17 protein-coding genes, 1 tRNA gene and 1 pseudogene are annotated in these 20,618 nt (G+C 62.3%); 5 read left to right on the plus strand and 14 right to left on the minus strand.

Annotation, left to right across the window (positions count from 1 at the left end; genetic code table 11):
* Nucleotides 1-47: 47 nt before the first annotated feature.
* The 11 genes and pseudogenes from CQ14_RS20825 to aceE form a co-directional block, all read right to left on the minus strand.
* Entirely contained in the window at nt 48-1,370 is a 1,323-nt protein-coding gene (locus CQ14_RS20825) for an NAD(P)/FAD-dependent oxidoreductase (RefSeq protein ID WP_057859710.1), read from the minus strand.
* Between the two features lie 49 nt (nt 1,371-1,419).
* Nucleotides 1,420-3,696, minus strand: a complete 2,277-nt coding sequence (locus tag CQ14_RS20830) for an NADP-dependent malic enzyme (RefSeq protein WP_057859711.1) — start codon at nt 3,694-3,696, stop codon at nt 1,420-1,422.
* A 77-nt stretch (nt 3,697-3,773) separates the two neighbouring features.
* Nucleotides 3,774-4,199 (minus strand): TIGR01841 family phasin, encoded by a 426-nt coding sequence (phaP, locus tag CQ14_RS20835; RefSeq protein WP_057859712.1) that lies wholly within the window; start codon nt 4,197-4,199, stop codon nt 3,774-3,776.
* A 31-nt stretch (nt 4,200-4,230) separates the two neighbouring features.
* Nucleotides 4,231-4,607 (minus strand): annotated as a pseudogene (locus CQ14_RS20840) (acyl-CoA thioesterase).
* 9 nt (nt 4,608-4,616) lie between these two features.
* Nucleotides 4,617-5,342: an acetoacetyl-CoA reductase gene (phbB, locus tag CQ14_RS20845; protein ID WP_057859726.1), complete on the minus strand. Its 726-nt coding sequence runs from the start codon at nt 5,340-5,342 to the stop codon at nt 4,617-4,619.
* Between the two features lie 125 nt (nt 5,343-5,467).
* Nucleotides 5,468-6,640 (minus strand): acetyl-CoA C-acetyltransferase, encoded by a 1,173-nt coding sequence (locus tag CQ14_RS20850; protein ID WP_057859713.1) that lies wholly within the window; start codon nt 6,638-6,640, stop codon nt 5,468-5,470.
* A 44-nt stretch (nt 6,641-6,684) separates the two neighbouring features.
* On the minus strand, nt 6,685-8,055 hold the full coding sequence (locus CQ14_RS20855) for a dicarboxylate/amino acid:cation symporter (protein ID WP_057859714.1): 1,371 nt from the start codon (nt 8,053-8,055) through the stop codon (nt 6,685-6,687).
* A gap of 28 nt (nt 8,056-8,083) precedes the next feature.
* Complete coding sequence (locus CQ14_RS20860) at nt 8,084-9,058, minus strand: TAXI family TRAP transporter solute-binding subunit (protein WP_057859715.1); 975 nt, start codon at nt 9,056-9,058, stop codon at nt 8,084-8,086.
* Between the two features lie 24 nt (nt 9,059-9,082).
* Nucleotides 9,083-10,834 carry a dihydrolipoyl dehydrogenase gene (lpdA, locus tag CQ14_RS20865; RefSeq protein WP_057859716.1) on the minus strand — a complete coding sequence of 584 codons (1,752 nt, stop codon included), beginning with the start codon at nt 10,832-10,834 and terminating at the stop codon, nt 9,083-9,085.
* A gap of 16 nt (nt 10,835-10,850) precedes the next feature.
* A complete protein-coding gene (locus tag CQ14_RS20870) occupies nt 10,851-12,416 on the minus strand; it encodes a dihydrolipoyllysine-residue acetyltransferase (RefSeq protein ID WP_057859717.1) in 1,566 nt (521 codons plus the stop codon).
* 24 nt (nt 12,417-12,440) lie between these two features.
* Complete coding sequence (gene aceE, locus CQ14_RS20875; RefSeq protein WP_156435208.1) at nt 12,441-15,128, minus strand: pyruvate dehydrogenase (acetyl-transferring), homodimeric type; 2,688 nt, start codon at nt 15,126-15,128, stop codon at nt 12,441-12,443.
* Between the two features lie 595 nt (nt 15,129-15,723).
* Between aceE and lipA the strand changes: the two genes are divergently transcribed.
* A complete protein-coding gene (gene lipA, locus CQ14_RS20885; RefSeq protein ID WP_057859727.1) occupies nt 15,724-16,692 on the plus strand; it encodes a lipoyl synthase in 969 nt (322 codons plus the stop codon).
* A 74-nt stretch (nt 16,693-16,766) separates the two neighbouring features.
* Here lipA and CQ14_RS20890 read toward each other — a convergent pair.
* Nucleotides 16,767-16,851 (minus strand) — tRNA-Leu (locus tag CQ14_RS20890).
* A gap of 97 nt (nt 16,852-16,948) precedes the next feature.
* Nucleotides 16,949-17,191 (minus strand): FliM/FliN family flagellar motor switch protein, encoded by a 243-nt coding sequence (locus tag CQ14_RS20895; protein ID WP_057835618.1) that lies wholly within the window; start codon nt 17,189-17,191, stop codon nt 16,949-16,951.
* Nucleotides 17,192-17,255: 64 nt separating this feature from the next.
* On the opposite strand from CQ14_RS20895, the gene lipB reads away from it, so the two are divergent.
* The 3 genes from lipB (at nt 17,256) to CQ14_RS20910 (ending at nt 19,387) form a co-directional block, all read left to right on the plus strand.
* Nucleotides 17,256-17,984 (plus strand): lipoyl(octanoyl) transferase LipB, encoded by a 729-nt coding sequence (gene lipB / locus CQ14_RS20900; protein WP_057859720.1) that lies wholly within the window; start codon nt 17,256-17,258, stop codon nt 17,982-17,984.
* A 246-nt stretch (nt 17,985-18,230) separates the two neighbouring features.
* Nucleotides 18,231-18,944, plus strand: a complete 714-nt coding sequence (locus CQ14_RS20905) for a DNA helicase (RefSeq protein ID WP_057859721.1) — start codon at nt 18,231-18,233, stop codon at nt 18,942-18,944.
* A gap of 143 nt (nt 18,945-19,087) precedes the next feature.
* Nucleotides 19,088-19,387: a hypothetical protein gene (locus CQ14_RS20910; protein WP_057859722.1), complete on the plus strand. Its 300-nt coding sequence runs from the start codon at nt 19,088-19,090 to the stop codon at nt 19,385-19,387.
* A gap of 14 nt (nt 19,388-19,401) precedes the next feature.
* Here CQ14_RS20910 and CQ14_RS20915 read toward each other — a convergent pair whose 3' ends face one another.
* Nucleotides 19,402-19,830 carry a tautomerase family protein gene (locus tag CQ14_RS20915; protein WP_057859723.1) on the minus strand — a complete coding sequence of 143 codons (429 nt, stop codon included), beginning with the start codon at nt 19,828-19,830 and terminating at the stop codon, nt 19,402-19,404.
* Nucleotides 19,831-19,951: 121 nt separating this feature from the next.
* Between CQ14_RS20915 and CQ14_RS20920 the strand changes: the two genes are divergently transcribed.
* The coding region (locus CQ14_RS20920; RefSeq protein ID WP_057859724.1) for a LysR family transcriptional regulator at nt 19,952-20,618 on the plus strand (667 nt) is incomplete at its 3' end.

The following is a 20,618-nucleotide window of genomic DNA, read 5'->3' on the forward strand; positions in this document are numbered from 1 at the left end:
CTTCCTCCAGGCCTCACGCGACACCTCCGGCGTGAATCAAATGCACGTCAATGCAGCTTCACATGCGGTTCGGTGCGCCGGGTGATCAGGCGGGCCAGCGTGTCGAGCGCAACCTTCACCGAACCATGCAGCGCGTGCTCGTGCATCTTGTAGAGCGACAGGTACATCATCCTTGCGAAGATACCTGCGAACACCAGGTTGCCGCCCACCAGGGCACCCATCATCGAGCCGACCGTGCTGAATTCGCCGAGCGACACCAGAGATCCGAAGTCCCTGTACTTGTAGTCCTTGATCGGCTCGCCCCGCAGATAGCGCGGAATCTGGGAATAGAGGTGCGAGGCCTGCTGGTGAGCCGCCTGGGCGCGTGGCGGTATGTTGCCGCGCTCGCCCCATGAGCAGGCCGAGCAGTCGCCGATGGCAAAGATGCCGTCGTCGCGCGTTGTCTGCAGCGTCGGCCGGACGACGAGCTGATTGATCCGGTTGGTTTCGAGACCGGCGATATCCTTCAGGAAATCGGGCGCCTTGATGCCGGCTGCCCATACGATCAATTCGGCGGGAATCGCGCGGCCGTCCGTCAGGCTCACATGGTCGGAGCCGATCTCCGAGACCTTGGCGCCGACAAGCACATTGACCCCCAACCTTGCGAGCAGCTTCTCCGTCTCCTTCGACACGCGTTCGGGCAGTGCGGGAAGCACCCGGTCGGCGGCTTCGATCAGCGTAATCCTGATGTCCTTCTGGGGATCGACCTGATCGAGGCCATATGCCACCACTTCACGTGTCGTCCTGTGGAGTTCGGCCGCCAGCTCGACGCCGGTGGCGCCGGCGCCGATGATTGCGACCTTCAACTGGTGCTCTCCCAGAGGCAACCATTGGGCATGCGCGCGGATGCAGGCATTGACCATTCGTTCGTGGAACCGCCGCGCATCCGCCTGCGATTCAAGCTTGATCGCATGGTCCACCACGCCAGGCGTGCCAAAGTCGTTGTTCTGGCTTCCGATGGCGATGACGAGGACGTCATAGTCGAAGCTCCGCTTCGGCGTGACCTCGCGACCTTCCGTATCGAAATACGGCGCCACGTGCACCTGGCGGCGATCCCGATCGATGCCGATCATGTCCCCGACCCGGTAGCGAAAGCCGTGCCAGTATGACTGGGCGAGATAATCGACCTCGTGAGCCGAGATATCCATGCTGCCGGCGGCAATTTCGTGCAGCTTCGGCTTCCACACATGCGTTCGGTTGCGCTCGATCAACGTGACGTCGAGCTTGCCCTTGCGCCCATATTTGTCGCCGAGGCGCGTCGCAAGCTCCAGTCCGCCGGCTCCGCCTCCGACGATTACAATCCGGGACTTTCCCAACTGCGGCTTACCCATGATGGCCTCGACCGATCGAATTCACTACCCGCCCGAACGCGCCTCCCGATCAGGCTCGATCGGAGACGGCGTCTGCGACCGCGACGGCCGCCATGTTCACGATCCGCCGCACAGTGGACGATGGCGTGAGAATGTGGGCCGGCTTTGCCGCTCCGAGCAGGATGCCGCCAACCGTCAGCCCCTGGCCCGCCGCCATCCGCAGCAGGTTGTAGGAGATGTTGGCGGCGTCGAGATTCGGCATCACCAGCACATTCGCCGGCCCCTCGAAATCGGAATCCGGAAGCTCATGGGCAAGCACGGACCGCGACAGTGCGGCGTCACCGCGCATCTCGCCTTCGACCGCCAGACCAGGGGATCGCTCGCGAATGATCGCCCGCGCCTCCCGCATCTTGTTGGCTTCCGGAGCCGCGGAGCTGCCGAAGCTCGAATGCGACAACAACGCCACCCGCGGCGTGATGCCGAACCGCCTGACCTCCGCCGCCGCCAGCAAGGCGATGTCGGCGACCTGCTCGGCCGTCGGATTAAGGTTGCAATGGGTGTCGCAGATGAACAGCTGATGCTGCTGGAGAATGAGCATCTGCATCACCGCCAGCGTCCGCACGCCGGCCCGGTTTCCGATCACGTTGCGGACGGCACTCAGATGGTCGGCTGTCCTTCCGATCACCCCGCACAGCATCGCGTCGCCGATTCCCCTCTCGAGAAGAAGCGAGGCGAGCACCGTCGCGTTGCTACGCGTCTCCGACAGGGCCAGCGCGGCTGACACGCCGTCACGCTTTCTTCGCGAGTGGTACACTTCCGCGCATTTGGCATAGATATCCGTATCATGCGGATCGATGATCTCGCAGTCCTCGCCTGGTCTCAGCCTGAGATCGAAGGACTTGATTCGATCCTCGATCGTCGACGGCCGGCCGACAAGCAGGGGTCTCGCAATCTTCTCGTCGACGACCACCTGTGCTGCGCGCAGCACGCGCTCGTCCTCGCCCTCCGCCAGAAGGAGAGATTTGCCGCTGCCCTTCGCCACAGAGAACACCGGCTGCATCGCGTTGCCGGAATGGTAGACGAACCGGCTCAGCTGCTGGCGATAAGCTTCCATATCGGCGATCGGACGCTTCGCAACACCGCTGTCGGCCGCGGCCTTGGCGACCGCCGGCGCGACGACCTCGATGAGACGCGGGTCGAGCGGCTTCGGAATGAGATATTCGCGGCCGAAGCGAAGCTTCTCTCCTTTGTACGCCGCAGCCACCACCTCGGGCACTTCCGTCATCGCCAGATCCGCCAGCGCACGCACTGTCGCAAGCTTCATTTCCTCGTTGATCGTCGTCGCGCCGCAGTCGAGCGCGCCCCTGAAGATGAACGGAAAGCACAGGACGTTGTTGATCTGGTTGGGGTAGTCCGACCGTCCCGTGCCGATGATCGCGTCGGGGCGAACCGCCAGCGCGTCTTCCGGCATGATTTCCGGGATCGGGTTGGCCATGGCGAAGATCAGGGGATCTCGCGCCATCTTCTTGACCATGTCTTGTGTCAGCACATTGCCGGCCGACAAGCCGAGAAAGATATCCGCGTCCTGGATGATGTCGTCCAGCTTTCGCGCATCCGTTCTCACCGCATAGCGCGCCTTGTTGTCATCCATGCCCTCGGTGCGGCCCGCATAGACGACGCCTTTTGCGTCGGTCACGATGATGCGATCGTGCCGCAGCCCAAGACTGACGATGAGATCAAGACAGGCCAAAGCAGCCGCGCCGGCGCCGGAGCAGACCAGCTTGACGTCGGCAATGTCCTTCTTGACCAGCTTCAGGCCGTTCAGGATTGCCGCCGCGGCGATGATCGCGGTGCCATGTTGGTCATCGTGAAACACCGGAATCTTCATTCGGGCGCGAAGCTTCTGTTCGATGTAGAAGCATTCCGGCGCCTTGATGTCCTCCAGGTTGATGCCGCCGAAGGTCGGTTCCATCCTAGCGATGGTTTCGATCAAGGCATCAGGGTCTTCCTCGGCGAGCTCGATGTCGAACACGTCGATGCCGGCGAACTTCTTGAACAGGCACGCCTTGCCCTCCATCACCGGCTTGCCGGCCAGCGCGCCGATATTGCCAAGGCCAAGCACGGCGGTGCCGTTGGTGACGACAGCCACGAGATTGCTGCGTGCGGTCAGCTCATCGGCCTGCAACGGGTCCTTGGCGATGACCAGGCAGGGCTCCGCCACGCCCGGCGAATACGCCAGCGACAAATCGCGCTGGGTTGCCATGGCCGTGGTCGGCACCACGGAAATCTTTCCCGGCCTCGGCAGGCGGTGATATTCAAGTGCGGCTTCCCTCAGATCCTGGTCCATCGTATTCCCCGATTTTGCTTCTTTGTTCGGGAGGCGTATGCAATCGCCCCTCTCCTGCTTTATGCGGTCGGCCGGCCTCAGGCACTTCCTTTGCGCGTCCGCATGCTCGCCATTCCGTCCTCGAAACGCCGGCGCAATATTTCGATCGTTTGCTTCTGCGACTCGGTCGACGCCTCGACGAGCTCGCGCATGTTGGCGATTGCCTTTTCGAACCCCTGCCTGGCGATTTCAGCTCGCCGTCCCGCGGCCGTTTCGATGCGCGCCTCGGCGGCGATCGCCTTCATGGTTTCCTGGAAGACCTCGGCCTGTCGCGTCATCAGGCTTTGCCAGCTTTCATACGCCGAACGGTTTACCTCGATCAGCGCATCGATGTTCTTCTTCTCCATATCGATCAATGACGTCCTATCGACGCCGCTGATCTGGCAGGCTTCGATGAGTTTGGCGAAGTCGAACCCGGAAAAACCCCAGTCAGCTGCGCTTGATTTCGATCTGTCGTCGGACATTTCTCTCTCCTGTATCGGTCGTTGTTGAGTCTCAGGTTTGAAGCGGCGCAGGCCGGCCCTCGCTATCCAGTGCGACGAATGTGAGGATGCCTTCCGTCACCTTGACGCGATCCCCCAGCCGGCTGCGCAGGGCCCAGGCCTCCAGGCGGATCGCCACCGACGTGCGCCCGACACGCTCGGCCGCGGCGTAAACGCACAGGACATCCCGACATGCGCCGGCTTGATGAAGTGCATCGCCTCGATCGCCACCGTCGCAACACGCCGCTGCGCGCGTTGACCGGCATGGATACCGCCGACGATATCCATCTGCGAAAGCACCCAGCCGCCGAAGATATCGCCGCTCGGATTCGCATCCGCGGGCATGGCGAGCGTCCGTGTCGTGAGGTCCCCTCGTGGCTGGATCGACATTTGCAGGCCTCAGATCATGTGCTGGCCGCCATTCGCCGAGATCGTGGAGCCGGTGATAAAACCGGCATCGTCGGACGCCAGGAACACCACAGCTCGCGCGATCTCGTGCGGCTCACCGAGACGGCCGACCGGGATCAGCGGCAGGATGCTCTTTGCGACGACTTCCGGGTTGATCGCCTTGACCATCTCGGTGGCGATATAGCCGGGACAGATCGTGTTGACGGTGATGCCGGCGCGCGCGCCCTCCTGGGCCAGCGCCTTCACGAAGCCGATGTCTCCCGCCTTGGCGGCGGAATAATTGACCTGGCCCATCTGGCCTTTTTGGCCGTTGATCGAGGAGATGCAGATTACCCGGCCGAACTTGCGCTCGCGCATGCCTTCCCACACCGGCCGCGTCATGTTGAACAGCGAATTCAGGTTGGTGTTGATGACGCCGTACCACTGCTCCGGCGTCATCTTGTGGAACATGCCGTCCTTGGTGATACCGGCGTTGTTGACCAGCACGTCCACCGGACCGAGATCGGCTTCGACCTGCTTCAGGCCCGCGACGCAGGCGTCGTAACTCGACACGTCCCATTTGTAGACGTTGATGCCGGTCTCACCCTTGAACTTAGCGGCCGCCTCGTCATTGCCCGCGTAGCTCGCCGCTACCTTGTAGCCGGCCGCCTTGAGTGCAACCGAGATCGCCTCGCCTATGCCGCGCGTTCCGCCGGTCACCACCGCAACTCTGGACATCATCCCCTCCTGATCTTGTTTGGTTCGTGTTGCATTCGCCGGCCCCGGGGAGCCGCTGTCCTTCGCGGACGGCCTGTCGCCGTCCGCGTCTGATTTCGACCGAAAGGATTGTCCTCGCTGTTCGGTTAGCGCTCGACCGTCAGGGCGACACCCATGCCGCCGCCAATGCACAATGTGGCGAGACCCTTCTTTGCGCCGCGCTTCTGCATCTCGAACAGCAGCGTCGTCAGCACGCGCGCGCCGGAGGCTCCGATCGGATGGCCTATGGCGATGGCGCCGCCATTCACGTTCACGATCGACGGATCCCAACCCATGTCCTTGTTGACGGCGATCGCCTGCGCCGCGAAGGCCTCGTTGGCCTCGACAAGGTCGAGATCCCCAACCTTCCATCCGGCCTTCTCGAGCGCCTTGCGGGAGGCTGGGATCGGCCCCGACCCCATCACCGCCGGATCCACGCCCGCGGTCGCCCAGGAGACGATCTTCGCAAGCGGCGTGAGCCCACGCTTTTTGGCTTCTTCAGCGCTCATCAGTACCAGCGCAGCCGCGCCGTCATTGAGACCCGAGGCATTGCCGGCGGTCACCGAGCCTTCCTTGTTGAAGGCGGGCTTCAGCTTCGCGAGCGCGTCCAGCGTCGTGCCGGCCCGGATGTATTCATCCTGTTCGACGATGACGTCGCCCTTTCGGGTCTTGACGGTGACGGGAACGATCTCGTCCTTGAACCTGCCGGCCTTTTGCGCGTCCTCGGCCTTGTTCTGCGAGCTGGTAGCGAACGCATCCTGCTCCTCACGGGTGATCTGCCATTTGGCAGCGATGTTCTCGGCCGTGACGCCCATGTGATAGCCGTGGAACGCATCGAGCAGGCCATCCTTCAGCATGGAGTCGATGAACTTGGTGTCGCCCATCTTGGTGCCGTTGCGCATGTGCGACAGATGCGGCGCCATCGACATGGACTCCATGCCGCCGGCGACGATGACCTTGGCATCGCCATTGGCGATCTGCTGCAGGCCGAGAGCGACCGAGCGCAGGCCCGAACCGCAAAGCTGGTTCATGCCCCACGCCGTCTTTTCTTGCGGAATACCCGCTGCCATGGCGGCCTGCCGCGCGGGATTCTGTCCCTCGCCGCCGGCCAAGACCTGTCCCAGGATAACTTCATCGACGTCAGCGGGCGAGACCTTGGCGCGTTCGAGCGCGCCCCTGATCGCCGCCGCCCCAAGCTCGTGGGCAGCCAGCGCTCCGAACGCCCCATTGAAGGAGCCAACCGGCGTCCGGGCAGCAGACACAATTACTACTTCAGTCATGATCAACTCCTCGTTTAGCGTTCCCTGCGCTTCCGTTTTAAAGCTCAAGCGACGACTGGCCGGGGCGCGCCTGCCTCGCTCTCGTCATCCGCAATCTTTACGGACTCCGGATCATCAGCTTCGACATCGCGCTCCTGGTTTAGACGTTGATGGAGCACTTTTTCATCGAGCGCCCCTTCCCATTTGGCGACGACGACTGTCGCAACGCCATTTCCGATGAGGTTGGTGAGCGCGCGCGCCTCCGACATGAAGCGGTCGATGCCAAGGATCAAGGCGATGCTCGCGACTGGAATCGTCCCGACGGATGCAAGCGTGGCGGCCAGAACGATGAAGCCGGATCCCGTGACACCAGCGGCGCCCTTGGATGTCAGGAGCAGAACGCCAATGATGCCGAGCTCCTGCCAGATCGTCAGTTCCGTACCGGTCGCCTGCGCCAGGAAGATCGCGGCCATTGTCAGGTAAATACAGGTGCCATCGAGGTTGAACGAATAGCCGGTCGGAATGACCAGACCGACGACCGACTTTTCGCAGCCAAGATTTTCCATCTTGGCGATCATGCGCGGCAGCACTGATTCCGACGACGAAGTGCCAAGCACGATCAGGAGTTCTTCCTTGATATAACGGATGAACTTGAAGATCGAAAAGCCGCAAAGCGCAGCAACGCCGCCGAGCACGAGGAAGATGAACAACAAGCATGTTGTGTAAAACGCCAACATGAAGCTCCCCAGGGAAATCAGGGTCGCAACACCGTACTTGCCGATCGTGAACGCCATTGCGCCGAACGCTCCGATGGGCGCAACTTTCATGATGTAGCCAACGATCTTGAAGAACACGTGGCTCACGACGTCGATCAGCCGCAGCACGCCCTCACCGTGCTGACCGAGAGCCTGCAACCCGAATGCAAACAGGATCGCGAAGAACAGCACCTGCAGGATTTCGCCATTGGCAAAAGCGCCGACGACTGTCGAGGGGATGATGTCCATCAGAAACTGGACCGTGCCCTGCTCCTTCGCTTTTGCGGTGAAGACCGCGATCGACTTTGTGTCAACCGTCGACAGATCGACGCGCATGTGGGAGCCGGGATCCCACAAGTTGATGACGATAAGTCCGATGATCAGTGCAGCCGTCGTCAGCACTTCAAAATAGATCAATGCCTTCAGACCAACACGTCCGACCTTCTTCATGTCGCGCATGCTCGCAATGCCATGCACGACCGTGAAGAAGATGATCGGCGCGATAATCATCTTGATGCATTTGATAAACGCATCGCCGAGCGGCTTCATTTGCTCGCCGACCTGAGGATAAAAATGCCCCAGTAATATGCCGGCTGTGATCGCAGCCAGGACCTGCACATAGAGGTGCTGATACCATTTTCCGGAATGGTGACCGCCTGTCGTTGCCACTGCTGTTGCCATATCCTAATCCTTCGCTGGAAGCTGTTTCTCAGTCCGATTGCACGACTCCAGGCGTGACCCTGCTGCGATACCAACTGACCGCTCCGCCATGAAACGGAATGAAATTGTTGCGCGTGAAGTTCGAGGGGATTGTTTCCGCGGCCGCCGGATGAAATTCGACCATTCGCTCGTTGTTCGCGAACACCGTGTCGACGATGGCCGTGACCAGATCGTCCGGCAGGTTTTTGTGCGCAACGGCAAAATTGAACAGGCCGACCGTGTCGTAGCGGCGCCGCAAGGTAGGATACGTACCAGCCGCGACAACAGATGCGGAGAGTTCCGGCATCGCCAGGCGCACCGTTGCGATCTCCTGCCGCGTGAGAGGAAGGTAGCGCACCTTCGCCTTTCGCTCGATGTCGATGAGGAACGGAACCGGCACGCCGGCGCCGACCGCGAGCGCATCGATGCTTCGTGCCAACGACTTCTCCTCGAGCACCGCCCAATCGCCTTGAACCAGGGTGGCCTCAATCTTCAGCGCCTTGAGGAACTCGGGAAAGTAGGTGGCGGTGGTGCCGCCCTCGGGCCCGACACCGATACGTTTGCCGGCGAAATCGGCAAACGATTGAATCGGCGAGTCACTGAGCACCTGAAACTGAAACGGCGTATCATACATCGCGAACATGGCGCGCATGCTTCGGTATTGCCGCCCATCGGTCCAGGCAGCGCTGGCGTTCCACGCTTGCAACGCCACGCCTTGAGTGACAAAGGCCAGCTGAATTTCACCGCTCTCGAGCAGCTTGATGTTGTCGATCGGGCCGCCGGTCGGTCGCGCCACCACCGGGATGCCGAGTTCTCGCGTGAGCAATCGAGCCAGCCCTTCGCCATAGGCATAATAGGTGCCGCCTTCCGATGCGGTGCCGAGAGTGAGAGCCTGGGGCCAATGCGGCTCCCCCGCCGACGCCATCCTGGCCGGCAGCAGAACAAATGCGAGAAGGATCAGAATTCGCCATGCTCCTGAAACCATGACTGTCTCCTTCGCTCTTCGCCGTCACTTCTTCTTCTGCGGCGGAAGGTCAGTGCAATGCCCCTCGAACACCTCAGCTGCCATGCCGATGGACTCTCCCAGCGTCGGGTGCGGATGAATGGTCTTGCCGATATCCGCCGGCACGCACCCCATCTCGACCGCAAGGCAGATCTCGCTGATCAGATCGCCCGCATGAGTGCCGACGATACCGCCACCGATGACGCGGTGCGTCTCCGTGTCGAACAGCAGTTTTGTGAAGCCCTCGTCGCGACCGTTGGCGATGGCGCGGCCGGAAGCCGCCCAAGGGAAGACCGCTTTGCCGAACTTGATCCCCTCGGCCTTGCACTGGTCCTCGGTCTTGCCGGCCCAGGCAACCTCGGGATCGGTGTAGGCGACGGAAGGGATCTGCCGGGCATCGAAATACGACTTCTCGCCGTGCGCGACTTCGGCAGCGACATGAGCTTCATGCACGGCCTTGTGCGCCAGCATCGGCTGGCCAACGATGTCGCCGATCGCAAAAATGTGCGCCACGTTGGTACGCATCTGCTTGTCGACGTCGATGAAACCCCGCTCGGTCACGGCGACTCCGGCCTTCTCAGCGCTGATCTTCTTGCCATTCGGGCTGCGGCCGACCGACACCAGAACGAGATCATAGACCTGCGGTCCGGCGGGTGCCTGTTCGCCCTCGAAGCTCACCTCGATCCCGGCTTCAGTCGCTTTCGCGCCAACCGTCTTGGTCTTCAACATGACCTTGTCGAAACGGCCCGCATTCATCTTCTCCCAGACCTTGACCAGGTCACGGTCGGCGCCCTGCATCAGGCCATCGAGCATTTCGACAACGTCGATGCGCGCGCCGAGCGTCGAATAGACCGTCGCCATTTCAAGCCCGATGATGCCGCCACCGATCACCAGCATGCGCTTGGGAATCGACTTGAGCTGCAGCGCGCCCGTCGAATCGACGATGCGCGGATCGTTGGGCAGGAACGGCAATTTCACGGCCTGGCTGCCGGCAGCGATGATGGCCTTGGCGAACTTGACCGTTTTCTTGCCGCCAGCCTCGGAGACGACCTCGAGATGATACGGGTCGAGGAAGGCCCCGACGCCGGTCACGACCTCGACCTTGCGGGCTTTCGCCATGCCGGCGAGGCCACCCGTCAGCTTCTTGATCACGCCGTCCTTGAACGCGCGCAGCTTGCCAAGATCGATCTGCGGCGCTCCAAAGGAAATTCCATGGTCGGGCAGATGCCTCACCTCGTCGACCACCGACGCCATATGCAGCAGCGCCTTGCTCGGGATACAGCCGACATTGAGACACACGCCGCCGAGCGTATTGTAGCGCTCGACCAGCACCGTCTTCATGCCGAGATCGGCGGCGCGGAAGGCGGCCGAGTAGCCGCCCGGACCGGCGCCCAGCACCAGTATGTCGCATTCGATATCGGCCTTGCCGGAATAGGACGCCGCGGAAGGTGCGGCCGGCGGCGGGCTGGCGGTCGCCGCCGGCTGCGACGCTGGCGCGGGTTTCGGCGCGACCGCCGCACTCTCCGCCTCCAGCACAAGGATCATCGAGCCTTCACTTACCTTGTCGCCCGTGTTGACCTTTACTTCCTTGACGACGCCGGCATGCGACGATGGAATCTCCATCGACGCCTTGTCGGACTCGACCATGATGAGGCTGGTGTCGACCGCGACGGTCTCGCCCGGCTTCACCATGACCTCGATGACAGCGACGTCCTTGAAGTCGCCGATATCAGGAACCTTCACTTCGATCTGAGCCATGCTGCGCTCCCCAATCTCAGAACAGCACGCGCCGCAGATCGGCGAGCACGTTGGCGAAGTAGACGTTGAAGCGCGCTGCCGCCGCGCCATCGATGACGCGGTGATCCCAGGACAGCGACAGCGGCAGCGTCAGCCGCCAGCTTGCCGTTTTTCCATCGGGCGAGTGCTGCTTCCAAAAACCCTTGCAGACGCCCATGATCGCGACTTCGGGCGCGTTGATGATCGGCGTGAAATAGATGCCGCCGATGCCGCCGAGCGAGGAGATCGAGAAAGTCCCACCCTGCATCTGGTCGGGCTTGATCTTGCCCTCGCGCGCGAGCTGGGCGAGCGCATTCATCTCCTTGGCGATTTCCGGCACCGATTTCTTGTCGGCATCGCGGATGACGGGCACCATGAGACCATTCGGCGTATCAGCGGCAAAGCCGATGTGCCAGTAGTTCTTGTAGACCAGCGTGTCGCCGTCGAGGCTGGCATTGAACTCCGGGAATTTCTGCAGCGTCGCGACCGCAGCTTTGACCATGAACGGCAGCAGCGAGAGCTTCACGCCGCTCTTCTCCAGCTCCTTGTTCATCTGGACCCGGAACTGCTCCAGATCGGTAATGTCAGCTTCATCGTGGGTTGTGACGTGCGGGATGACGACCCAGTTACGGTGCAAATTGGCGGCGGAAATCTTCTTGATACGGCCGAGTTCCTTGCGCTCGACCGGCCCGAATTTTGCGAAGTCGACCTTCGGCCAGGGCAGAAGGTCGATGCCGCCGACGCCGCTTCCGCCTGGAGCCGCTGCCTGCGGCTTGGCAGGCTCCGCACCGCCCTTGATGAAGGCCTCGACGTCTTCGCGCAGAATACGGCCATGATTGCCTGATCCCCTGATCTTGCCGAGATCGGCGCTCAGTTCGCGCGCCAGCTTGCGTACGGCGGGGCTTGCATAGGCAAGCGCAAAGCTCTTTTCGTCAAAGGCGCCGACCACCGCCGCTGCGGCAGCGGTGGCCGGCGAGACCGCAGGCGGTGACGCGGGAGAAACGTCGGCCTGCACAGGTGATGCTCCGGTTGCAAGCGACAGGATGATCGATCCCTCGCTGACCTTGTCGCCGGTCTTGACCTTGATCTGGCGCACGACGCCCGCGAGAGGGGCCGGCACTTCCATCGTCGCCTTGTCCGATTCAAGTGCGATGAGCGGATCCTCAGCCTTCACGCTGTCGCCGGGCTTTACGAATATCTCGATGACCGGAACGTCCTTGAAGTCGCCGATATCGGGGACGCGGACTTCGGCAACGCCGGCGGGGGCACTGACAGGCGACGGCGGAGCGCTGACAACCGGACGTGCGTCGGCCTGTTCGGCGCCCGCGCCCTCGAACTGCACGATCACGGCGCCTTCGCTTACCTTGTCGCCGACCTTGACGACCACCGATTTCACGACGCCCTCGCGCGGCGACGGCACCTCCATGGTCGCCTTGTCGGACTCCAGCGCAACCAGCGCGTCCTCGGCCTTCACCTTGTCGCCCGGCTTGACGAAGATCTCGATGACCGGGACGTCCTTGAAGTCACCGATGTCAGGAACCTTGATGTCGATCAGACCACTCATCGCTCTGTCCTCGGCTCCGCTGCCTTACACGGTCCAGGGCGCGGCGCGCCCGGCGTCGATTTGGTACTTCGCGATGGCCTCGGCGACGATGGCCGGTTTGATCGCGCCATCGTCGGCAAGCGCCTTCAGCGCAGCGATGGCGACGTAGTGCCGGTCGACCTCGAAGAACTTCCGCAGCTTCACGCGATAGTCGCTGCGGCCGAAACCGTCCGTGCCGAGCACGACATAACGACGCCCAGCCGCCTGCACGTATTCGCGGATCTGGTCGGCGTAGTTGCGCATGTAGTCGGTCGACGCCACGACCGGGCCCGGATGCCCTTCGAGCTGCGCTTCAACCCAGCTCTTGCGACGCGGCTCGGTTGGATGCAGCAGGTTCCAGCGCTCCGCCGCCATGCCATCGCGACGCAGTTCGTTGAAACTCGTCGCGCTCCACACGTCTGCGGTCACGCCGAAATCCGCCTTGAGCAGCTCGGCGGCTGCGATCACTTCACGCAGGATCGTGCCCGAGCCGACGAGCTGGACGCGAAGGCCCTTCTTCGGTATCTCACCGCCATTCTTCAGCAGATAAAGTCCCTTGAGAATTCCCTCCTCCGCTCCCTTGCCCGCCTCGGCGAGGGAAGGATGCTGATAATTCTCGTTCATCAGGGTGATGTAGTAGTAGACATCCTCCTGCGCCTCGTACATGCGGCGCATGCCTTCGCGAACGATGGTCACGACTTCATACGCAAAGGTCGGATCGTAGGACACGCAGTTCGGAATAGTGCCGGCCAGCACGTGGCTGTGGCCGTCCTCATGCTGCAATCCTTCGCCATTGAGCGTGGTGCGGCCGGCGGTGCCGCCGAGCAGGAAGCCTCGCGCGCGCATGTCACCCGCGAGCCAGGCGAGATCGCCGACGCGCTGCAGGCCGAACATCGAGTAGTAGATGTAGAACGGAATCATCGGCACGTTGTTCGTGCTGTAGGACGTCGCAGCCACAATCCAGCTCGACATCGCGCCGCCTTCGTTGATGCCCTCCTGCAGCACCTGCCCGCTCTTGTCCTCGCGGTAGTACATGAGTTGATCGGCGTCCTGCGGACGATAGAGCTGACCAACGGACGAATAAATGCCGAGCTGCCGGAACATGCCTTCCATGCCGAAGGTACGGGATTCGTCCGGCACTATCGGCACGATGTGTTTGCCGATCGCCTTGTCGCGCACGAGAGTGCCGAGCATCTGCACGAACGCCATCGTGGTCGAGATTTCGCGGTCGCCGGTGGCGTCGAGCAGCCGCTGGAACGTCGACAGCGGCGGAATTTGCAGGGAGGCGGACTTGCGCCGGCGCTGTGGCAGGCTACCGCCGAGCTTTTCGCGCTGCGCCCGGAAGTACTTCATCTCCGGGCTGTCGTCCGGCAAACGAATGAACGGGACCTTCGCAAGGTCTTCGTCGGCGACCGGAACCTGAAAGCGATCGCGAAAGCCGCGCAGCGCATCCTGCGTCATCTTCTTGGCCTGGTGCGCGATCATCTGTCCTTCGCCAGACTCGCCCATGCCGTAGCCCTTGACGGTCTTCGGCAGGATGACCGTCGGCTGCCCCTTATGGTTCACGGCCGCCGTATAGGCCGCAAAGACCTTCTCCGGGTCGTGGCCGCCGCGTGCGAGCTTCCATATCTCGTCGTCGCTCATGTCGGCGACAAGTTGCTTTAGTTCATCGTACTTGCCGAAGAAGTGCTCGCGGATATAGGCGCCGCTCTTGCTCTTGAAGTCCTGGTACTCGCCGTCGACGCATTCCTCCATGCGCTTGAGCAGCAACCCGCTCTTGTCTTTCTCAAGCAGGCGATCCCAGCCTGAGCCCCACAACACCTTGATGACGTTCCAGCCGGCGCCGCGGAAAACGCTTTCGAGCTCCTGAACGATCTTGCCGTTGCCGCGGACCGGCCCGTCGAGCCGCTGAAGGTTGCAGTTGATGACGAAGATCAGGTTGTCGAGGTTCTCGCGACCGGCGAGCGAAATCGCGCCAAGCGACTCCGGCTCATCCGTCTCGCCGTCTCCCATGAAGGCCCAGACCTTGCGATTGGCTGTTTCGGCCAGCTTGTGGTTCTGGAGGTACTTCAGGAACCGCGCCTGATAGATCGCCATCAGCGGGCCCAACCCCATCGACACCGTCGGGAACTGCCAGAAGTCCGGCATCAGCCAGGGATGCGGATAGCTCGATAGCCCCGCGCCGCCGGTCTCCTGCCTAAAGCTGAGGAGCTGCTCCTCGCTGAACCGTCCCTCGAGAAAGGCGCGCGCATAGATGCCGGGTGAGCAATGCCCCTGCACGAAGATCAGATCGCCGCCATGGCTGTCCGTTGGCGCATGCCAGAAATGGCCGTAGCCGATGTCGTAGAGTGTGGCAGCCGATTGGAAGCTCGCGATATGGCCACCGAGCTCCGAACTCTCCTTGTTGGCGCGAAGCACGATCGCAAGGGCATTCCATCGGATGATCGAACGCAGCTTGTGCTCGATAGCGCGGTCGCCCGGCAGCGCGGGCTGCTGATCCAGCGGAATCGTGTTGCAATAGGGTGTCGTCAACGTCTGCTGGATGCTGAGGCCGCCGCTGCGCGCAGCGTCAACCATCGTATTGACGACGAATTCGGCCCGCTCATTGCCACGGTGACCTCGGATCGCCGACAGGGCATCCAGCCACTCCCGGGTTTCCTGCGGATCCAGATCGTGCGCGTCCGCGACTGTCATTACTCTCTCCCTTGCATGCCAAGCAGGCGTCATCGTTCATTGCGTCCCGCCTTCAAGCGGAAGCGCGCAATGCCACGCAGGCGGTATCGCCTGTCGCGTTAGATCAAAGACTGAATGCTGGCTGGCATCTGAACGTCCCCTCACGCTGTTTATGAGAGCTGCTCTTTTTGAGCTGCTTCTTCTTTGGAGACATCTAAGCAGCATTCGTGCCAGACCGCGGAAAGGCCGGCCAATCGCTCGCATGCCATTCATTTTGCTTGGGATTGCCCGACACCCCGTCGAGGCCGCCGCGATGATCGGCCGGAATCTGTCTGACGCGCCGGAAACGAGCCGCCGGTTCCGCCCGAAAGATCGGATCGGTCGGCGGGCACGCCCGGAGCGCTGCGCAAGTTGCCGTCATTCGACCTCGAAAGCCGAGCGCAATGGTCGACAAGCGTGGAGGTGACAATCGAGTTGACGAACTTCGTTCGGATAGCGAATGTCTGCGACCGAAAACGTTCCTGCATTTTCGTCGCGTGCGGCAGCGCGAGCGCATCCGTGCGATGGTTCACAGCGTTGGATTCTTCGGCGCTCGCACACCATGAGGGTCGACCAAATGACCGTTGTACTTGATCTCCTCAACAACGATCCGCGACCGAAGAGGCGGCCCGACGCGCCGCGTCACCCCGAAAAGATCAATCGTCCCGACACGCCCATACAGAGCAAGCCTGCATGGATCCGCGTGAAGGCGCCGGGCTCAGCCGCATGGGCCGAGACGAAGCGCATCGTGCGCGAGAACAAGCTCGTGACCGTTTGCGAGGAAGCAAGTTGCCCCAACATCGGCGAGTGCTGGAGCAAGAAGCACGCGACCTTCATGATCATGGGCGATACCTGCACACGCGCCTGCGCGTTCTGCAACGTGCGCACCGGCCTCCCCGGTCCGCTCGACGCCGATGAGCCGGCCAAGGTCGCCGACGCGGTCGCCAAGCTCGGTCTCGAGCACGTGGTCGTTACATCCGTGGATCGCGACGACCTTGCCGACGGAGGCGCCGCGCATTTCGCTGCCACCATCGCCGCGATCCGTCTCGCGAGCCCGGGTACGACGATCGAGATCCTGACCCCGGACTTTCTGCGCAAGGCGGGCGCGCTCGAAACGGTCGTCGCGGCGAAACCCGACGTGTTCAACCATAATCTGGAGACTGTGCCGTCAAAGTATCTGACGGTGCGGCCCGGCGCGCGCTATTTCCATTCGGTCCGGCTGATGCAGCGCGTGAAGGAATTCGATGCGGAGATCTTCACCAAGTCCGGCATCATGGTCGGCCTCGGCGAGGACCGGAACGAAGTGCTGCAATTGATGGACGATTTGCGTTCCGCCGACGTCGATTTCCTGACCATAGGACAGTACCTCCAGCCCACACGCAAGCATCACGCGGTCATCAGCTTCGTGTCGCCTGACGAATTCGGGACCTATGAGAAGGTCGCTTATGCCAAGGGATTCTTGCTCGTATCGGCTACGCCGTTGACGCGATCTTCACACCACGCCGACGACGATTTCCGCAAGCTGCGCACACGCCGGGGCAGCTAACGGGTCAAGCGGCGAGTAACAATGCGGGGATGGCTGACGCCGAAATTCTTTTTGTATCAATGGCTTACGCCCATTGGTGCGCTCGGAGGGACTCGAACCCCCACGATGTTACTCACTGCCACCTCAAGGCAGCGCGTCTACCAATTCCGCCACGAGCGCTTGGGATACCGGCTGGAAGGATTGCAGCCCGCCGGATCAACGGCGCCGATGTAACAAATCAGGGATGCAGGGACAAGGAAGTTTTGTGCCCCGATAACTACCTGACATCAGGGGATTTCGGCAGCATTTGCTTGACTTCGACCGCGATACGGTTGCGGTCCACCAGCACCACGCCGGAGGCTACTGGCAGGTTGTTGGCGAGGATCTTGACCTCGTCCTGCTCGGTGGCGTCCAATTCGATGATGGCGCCGCGGGAAAGCCGCATCACCTGGTGGATGGGCATGGTCGTGGTGCCAAGCACCACCATGAGATCGACGCTGACTTTATCGAGGGTGGCCACTTCTGAACCGCCAAAGGGGGACTAAATGGGTGTGGTTCCCACCTGACCACGTTATGGTTAGCCAATGGTTAATGACCGCCAAAGCCTTGATTTGACGATATTCGCGCATGCCAAAGGCGGCGCCGAGGTCGAATGGCGGATTGCGGCGGAACCGGTGCCCTACCCCGATTCCGTGACCGAGATGGAGGCCCGCGCGGCCGCCATCGCCGACGGCAGAGCGGCCGAACTGATCTGGCTCTTGGAGCATCCCCCGCTCTACACCTCGGGCACCAGCGGCAAACAAGCCGACCTGCTCGACCCACGATTCCCCCTGTTCACCACCGGCCGCGGCGGACAAGTCACCTATCATGGACCCGGCCAGCGGGTGGCCTATGTGATGCTCGACCTCAAGCGGCGCCGGCCGGACGTGCGGGCCTATGTGGCCGGCCTCGAAGAATGGATCATCCGTACGCTCGACGCCTTCAACGTCCGTGGCGAGCGCCGCGAGGATCGCGTCGGCGTCTGGGTCAGGCGGCCCGACAAGGGCGCAGGCTACGAGGACAAGATCGCGGCGATCGGCGTGCGGCTGCGGCGCTGGGTGTCGTTCCACGGCATCGCCATCAATGTCGAACCGAACCTGTCGCATTTTTCCGCGATCGTGCCCTGCGGCGTTGTCGATCCGCGTTACGGCGTCACCTCGCTGGTCGACCTCGGCCTGCCCGTGACGATGGAAGATGTCGACGTCGCACTGCGGCGCGCATTCGAGGACGTGTTCGGCGCGACCGGCGTACGCCTGCCCGAAGCGACGGTGTAACCCTACGGTGCGCACCCCCGCGGCCTGCTCAGCCTGATCAGGACCAGCGCTTTCCTGTTGGCAGTCAGCCTCGCTTGTTCTCCGCAAGCGAGGCTTGCGCTATGCTTGATTCCGGTGTCGCCCACGCCTCCCCCCTCCATCGGGAAAGTAAACGTCATGCCGGGCGAATCACTTGTTGGGCCGACTGTTCGAGCGCCAGGCATAAGGAGGGGTTGCGATCATTGCTCGCAATGGGAGGTTCTCTCGATGAAATTGTCTGCGCCAATCTATCATCTGAAGCGGAAGGCGAAGCTTCTTTCCCGCAAGCAAGGTGTTCCACTCCACGAAGCGCTTGACCGTATTGCGGTGGCCGAAGGCTTCAACAGCTGGAGTCTACTCGCCGCCAGGGCGGCTGCCGTGACGCCAGCCGGCAAACTATTCACCCGGCTCAGACTTGGCGATCTGGTGCTGGTGGGTGCCCGTCCGGGCCACGGCAAAACCCTGATGAGCCTCCAACTCGCCGTGGAAGCCATGAAGTCAGGCCGTCGAGGGGCATTCTTCTCGCTGGAATATACCGAGAAGGATATGCTCGACCACTTCCGAGCAATCGGCGTGGAGCCGGCGCAGTTCGATCGGTTGTTCGAGTTCGATTGTTCCGACGCCATCAGCGCCGATTACATCGTGAAGCGGATGGCCGGTGCGCCGCGCGGGACGCTCGTGGTCGTCGACTATCTGCAACTCCTTGATCAGCGCCGTGAAAATGCGGACCTGGTGATTCAGGTCCGCTCGCTGAAATCATTCGCGCGCGACCAGGGCCTGATCGTCGTCTTTATCTCCCAGATCGACCGCTCATACGATCCGGCGGCGAGGTCGTGTCCCGATCTCAGGGATGTCCGGCTGCCGAACCCGCTGGATTTGAAGCTGTTCGACAAGACGTGCTTCCTGAACAGCGGCGAAGTTCAGTTCCGGGCTGCGGGCTGACGTTCGCTAACCCAGCGGATTCAAATCGCGGGCGATGTTTGTTCGTCCGCGATTTGGACGTTGCCGCACCGGCGCAAGGTCTTCCGCTACGGCGATCGGTGCCACATATCGAGAGGCAGGCGTGGTGTTTAGAGGAGGTCGCGATGACATCGCAGAGACTTCCCTTCGAGAACCGGTGGACCAACAACGCAAACGCCCTGCACTGGAGTTCCGAACTGGACCATCTGGGCGTGGCAAACGTCCGGGCCATGTTCGTCGATCACGAAATGCGGCATCCCAATCGCCGCAACGTCGTGCAGGACGTTCCCGCCGGTTTCGTCCGGGATTGGCTGGCGTTCCAGGATCGCCGAGCGGCGCGCCAACAACTGGTTTGGCGCGCCACCGTGATTGCCCTCTTGCTAGTCGCGGCCACTGCGGCGGTCGTCACCGTACTCAGGGCGTGAGTTACCGATGAGGTTCATGCCGCCACCTTTCGCGGCGCGACCTCCAGCTTGCCCGCGATATAGCGGCGCTCCTGCGTCAGCCCGCCGAAGCCGTAAGCATCGCCCTTCACTTCGTCGACATGGGCGTAGCTCTCTTCATGCAGCGGCCCGAGCAACTCGCCCATGCGCTGGAACAGCGCCGCGAGATAGGCCGCCTTCTCGTCCTTGGTGTTGGTGCCTTCGCTGACATGCACGTCGAGCCAGAAGCTGGCGAGGCTCTGCTCGGCGAGCGACTTTCCGCCGGCGAACCAGTCGGCGGCATCGACCGACTTCACGATGACGGCGGTGACCTTGGGGTCCTTGCGCAGGATTCGCGCGGTGAGATCGCTGACGGCGGAGGCAATCTCTGCCTTCAGCGACGGCGCCTTGCGGGCGCTGGAATAGGTGACGGTAATGAGCGGCATGGTCGTTCTCCTCTGGGCATTTGCGCGCGTCCATCGCGCCTGACCCAATAGCTAGACCAGCGGCCATCATTTTGGTATCTTATCTTCATTCATAACAGTGATAACAATTGTTGATGATGACATGAGCACGCTGGATATCGACACGGTGCGGGCGTTCCTGCTGGTCGCAGAACTGCAAGGCTTCACCCGCGCCGCCGAGGCGCTCGGCACCACACAGGCCGCGATCAGCATGAAACTGCAGCGGCTGGAGAGCGTGGTCGGCAAGCGGCTGGTCGAGCGCTCGCCGCGCGCGGTGACGCTGACCGAAGACGGCGCCGCCTTCCTGCCCCACGCCCGCGCGCTGATCGAAGCGCATGACCGCGCGCTGTCGGGCGACAAGCCCGCGCGCCAGCAATTGTCGCTCGGGATTTCCGATCATGCCGCGGGTCCGGAACTCGTGCCCTTGCTCGAGCGGCTGCACGCAATGTCATCGCAACTGGCGCTGTCCGTGACGATCGGCTTTTCGCGCCAGATGCTGGACGCCTACGATGCCGGCGAACTCGACGCCGTGCTGGTGCGGCAGGAAGGCAGCCGCCGCGGCGGCGAGAAGCTGACGGAAGATGAGTTCGGCTGGTTCGCCGCCAAGCGGCTTGCCTGGCGCCGCGGCGCGACACTGCCTTTGGCGATGCTGGCGCCGCCCTGCGGCGTGCGCGCACTCGCCATCCGCGCCCTCGACAAATCCGGCATCGGCTGGAGCGAAAGCTTTGTCGGCGGCGGCGTCACCGCCGTGGCCGCCGCGGCCCTGGCCG

It is taken from the genome of Bradyrhizobium lablabi (assembly GCF_001440475.1).
Taxonomy (GTDB): domain Bacteria; phylum Pseudomonadota; class Alphaproteobacteria; order Rhizobiales; family Xanthobacteraceae; genus Bradyrhizobium; species Bradyrhizobium lablabi.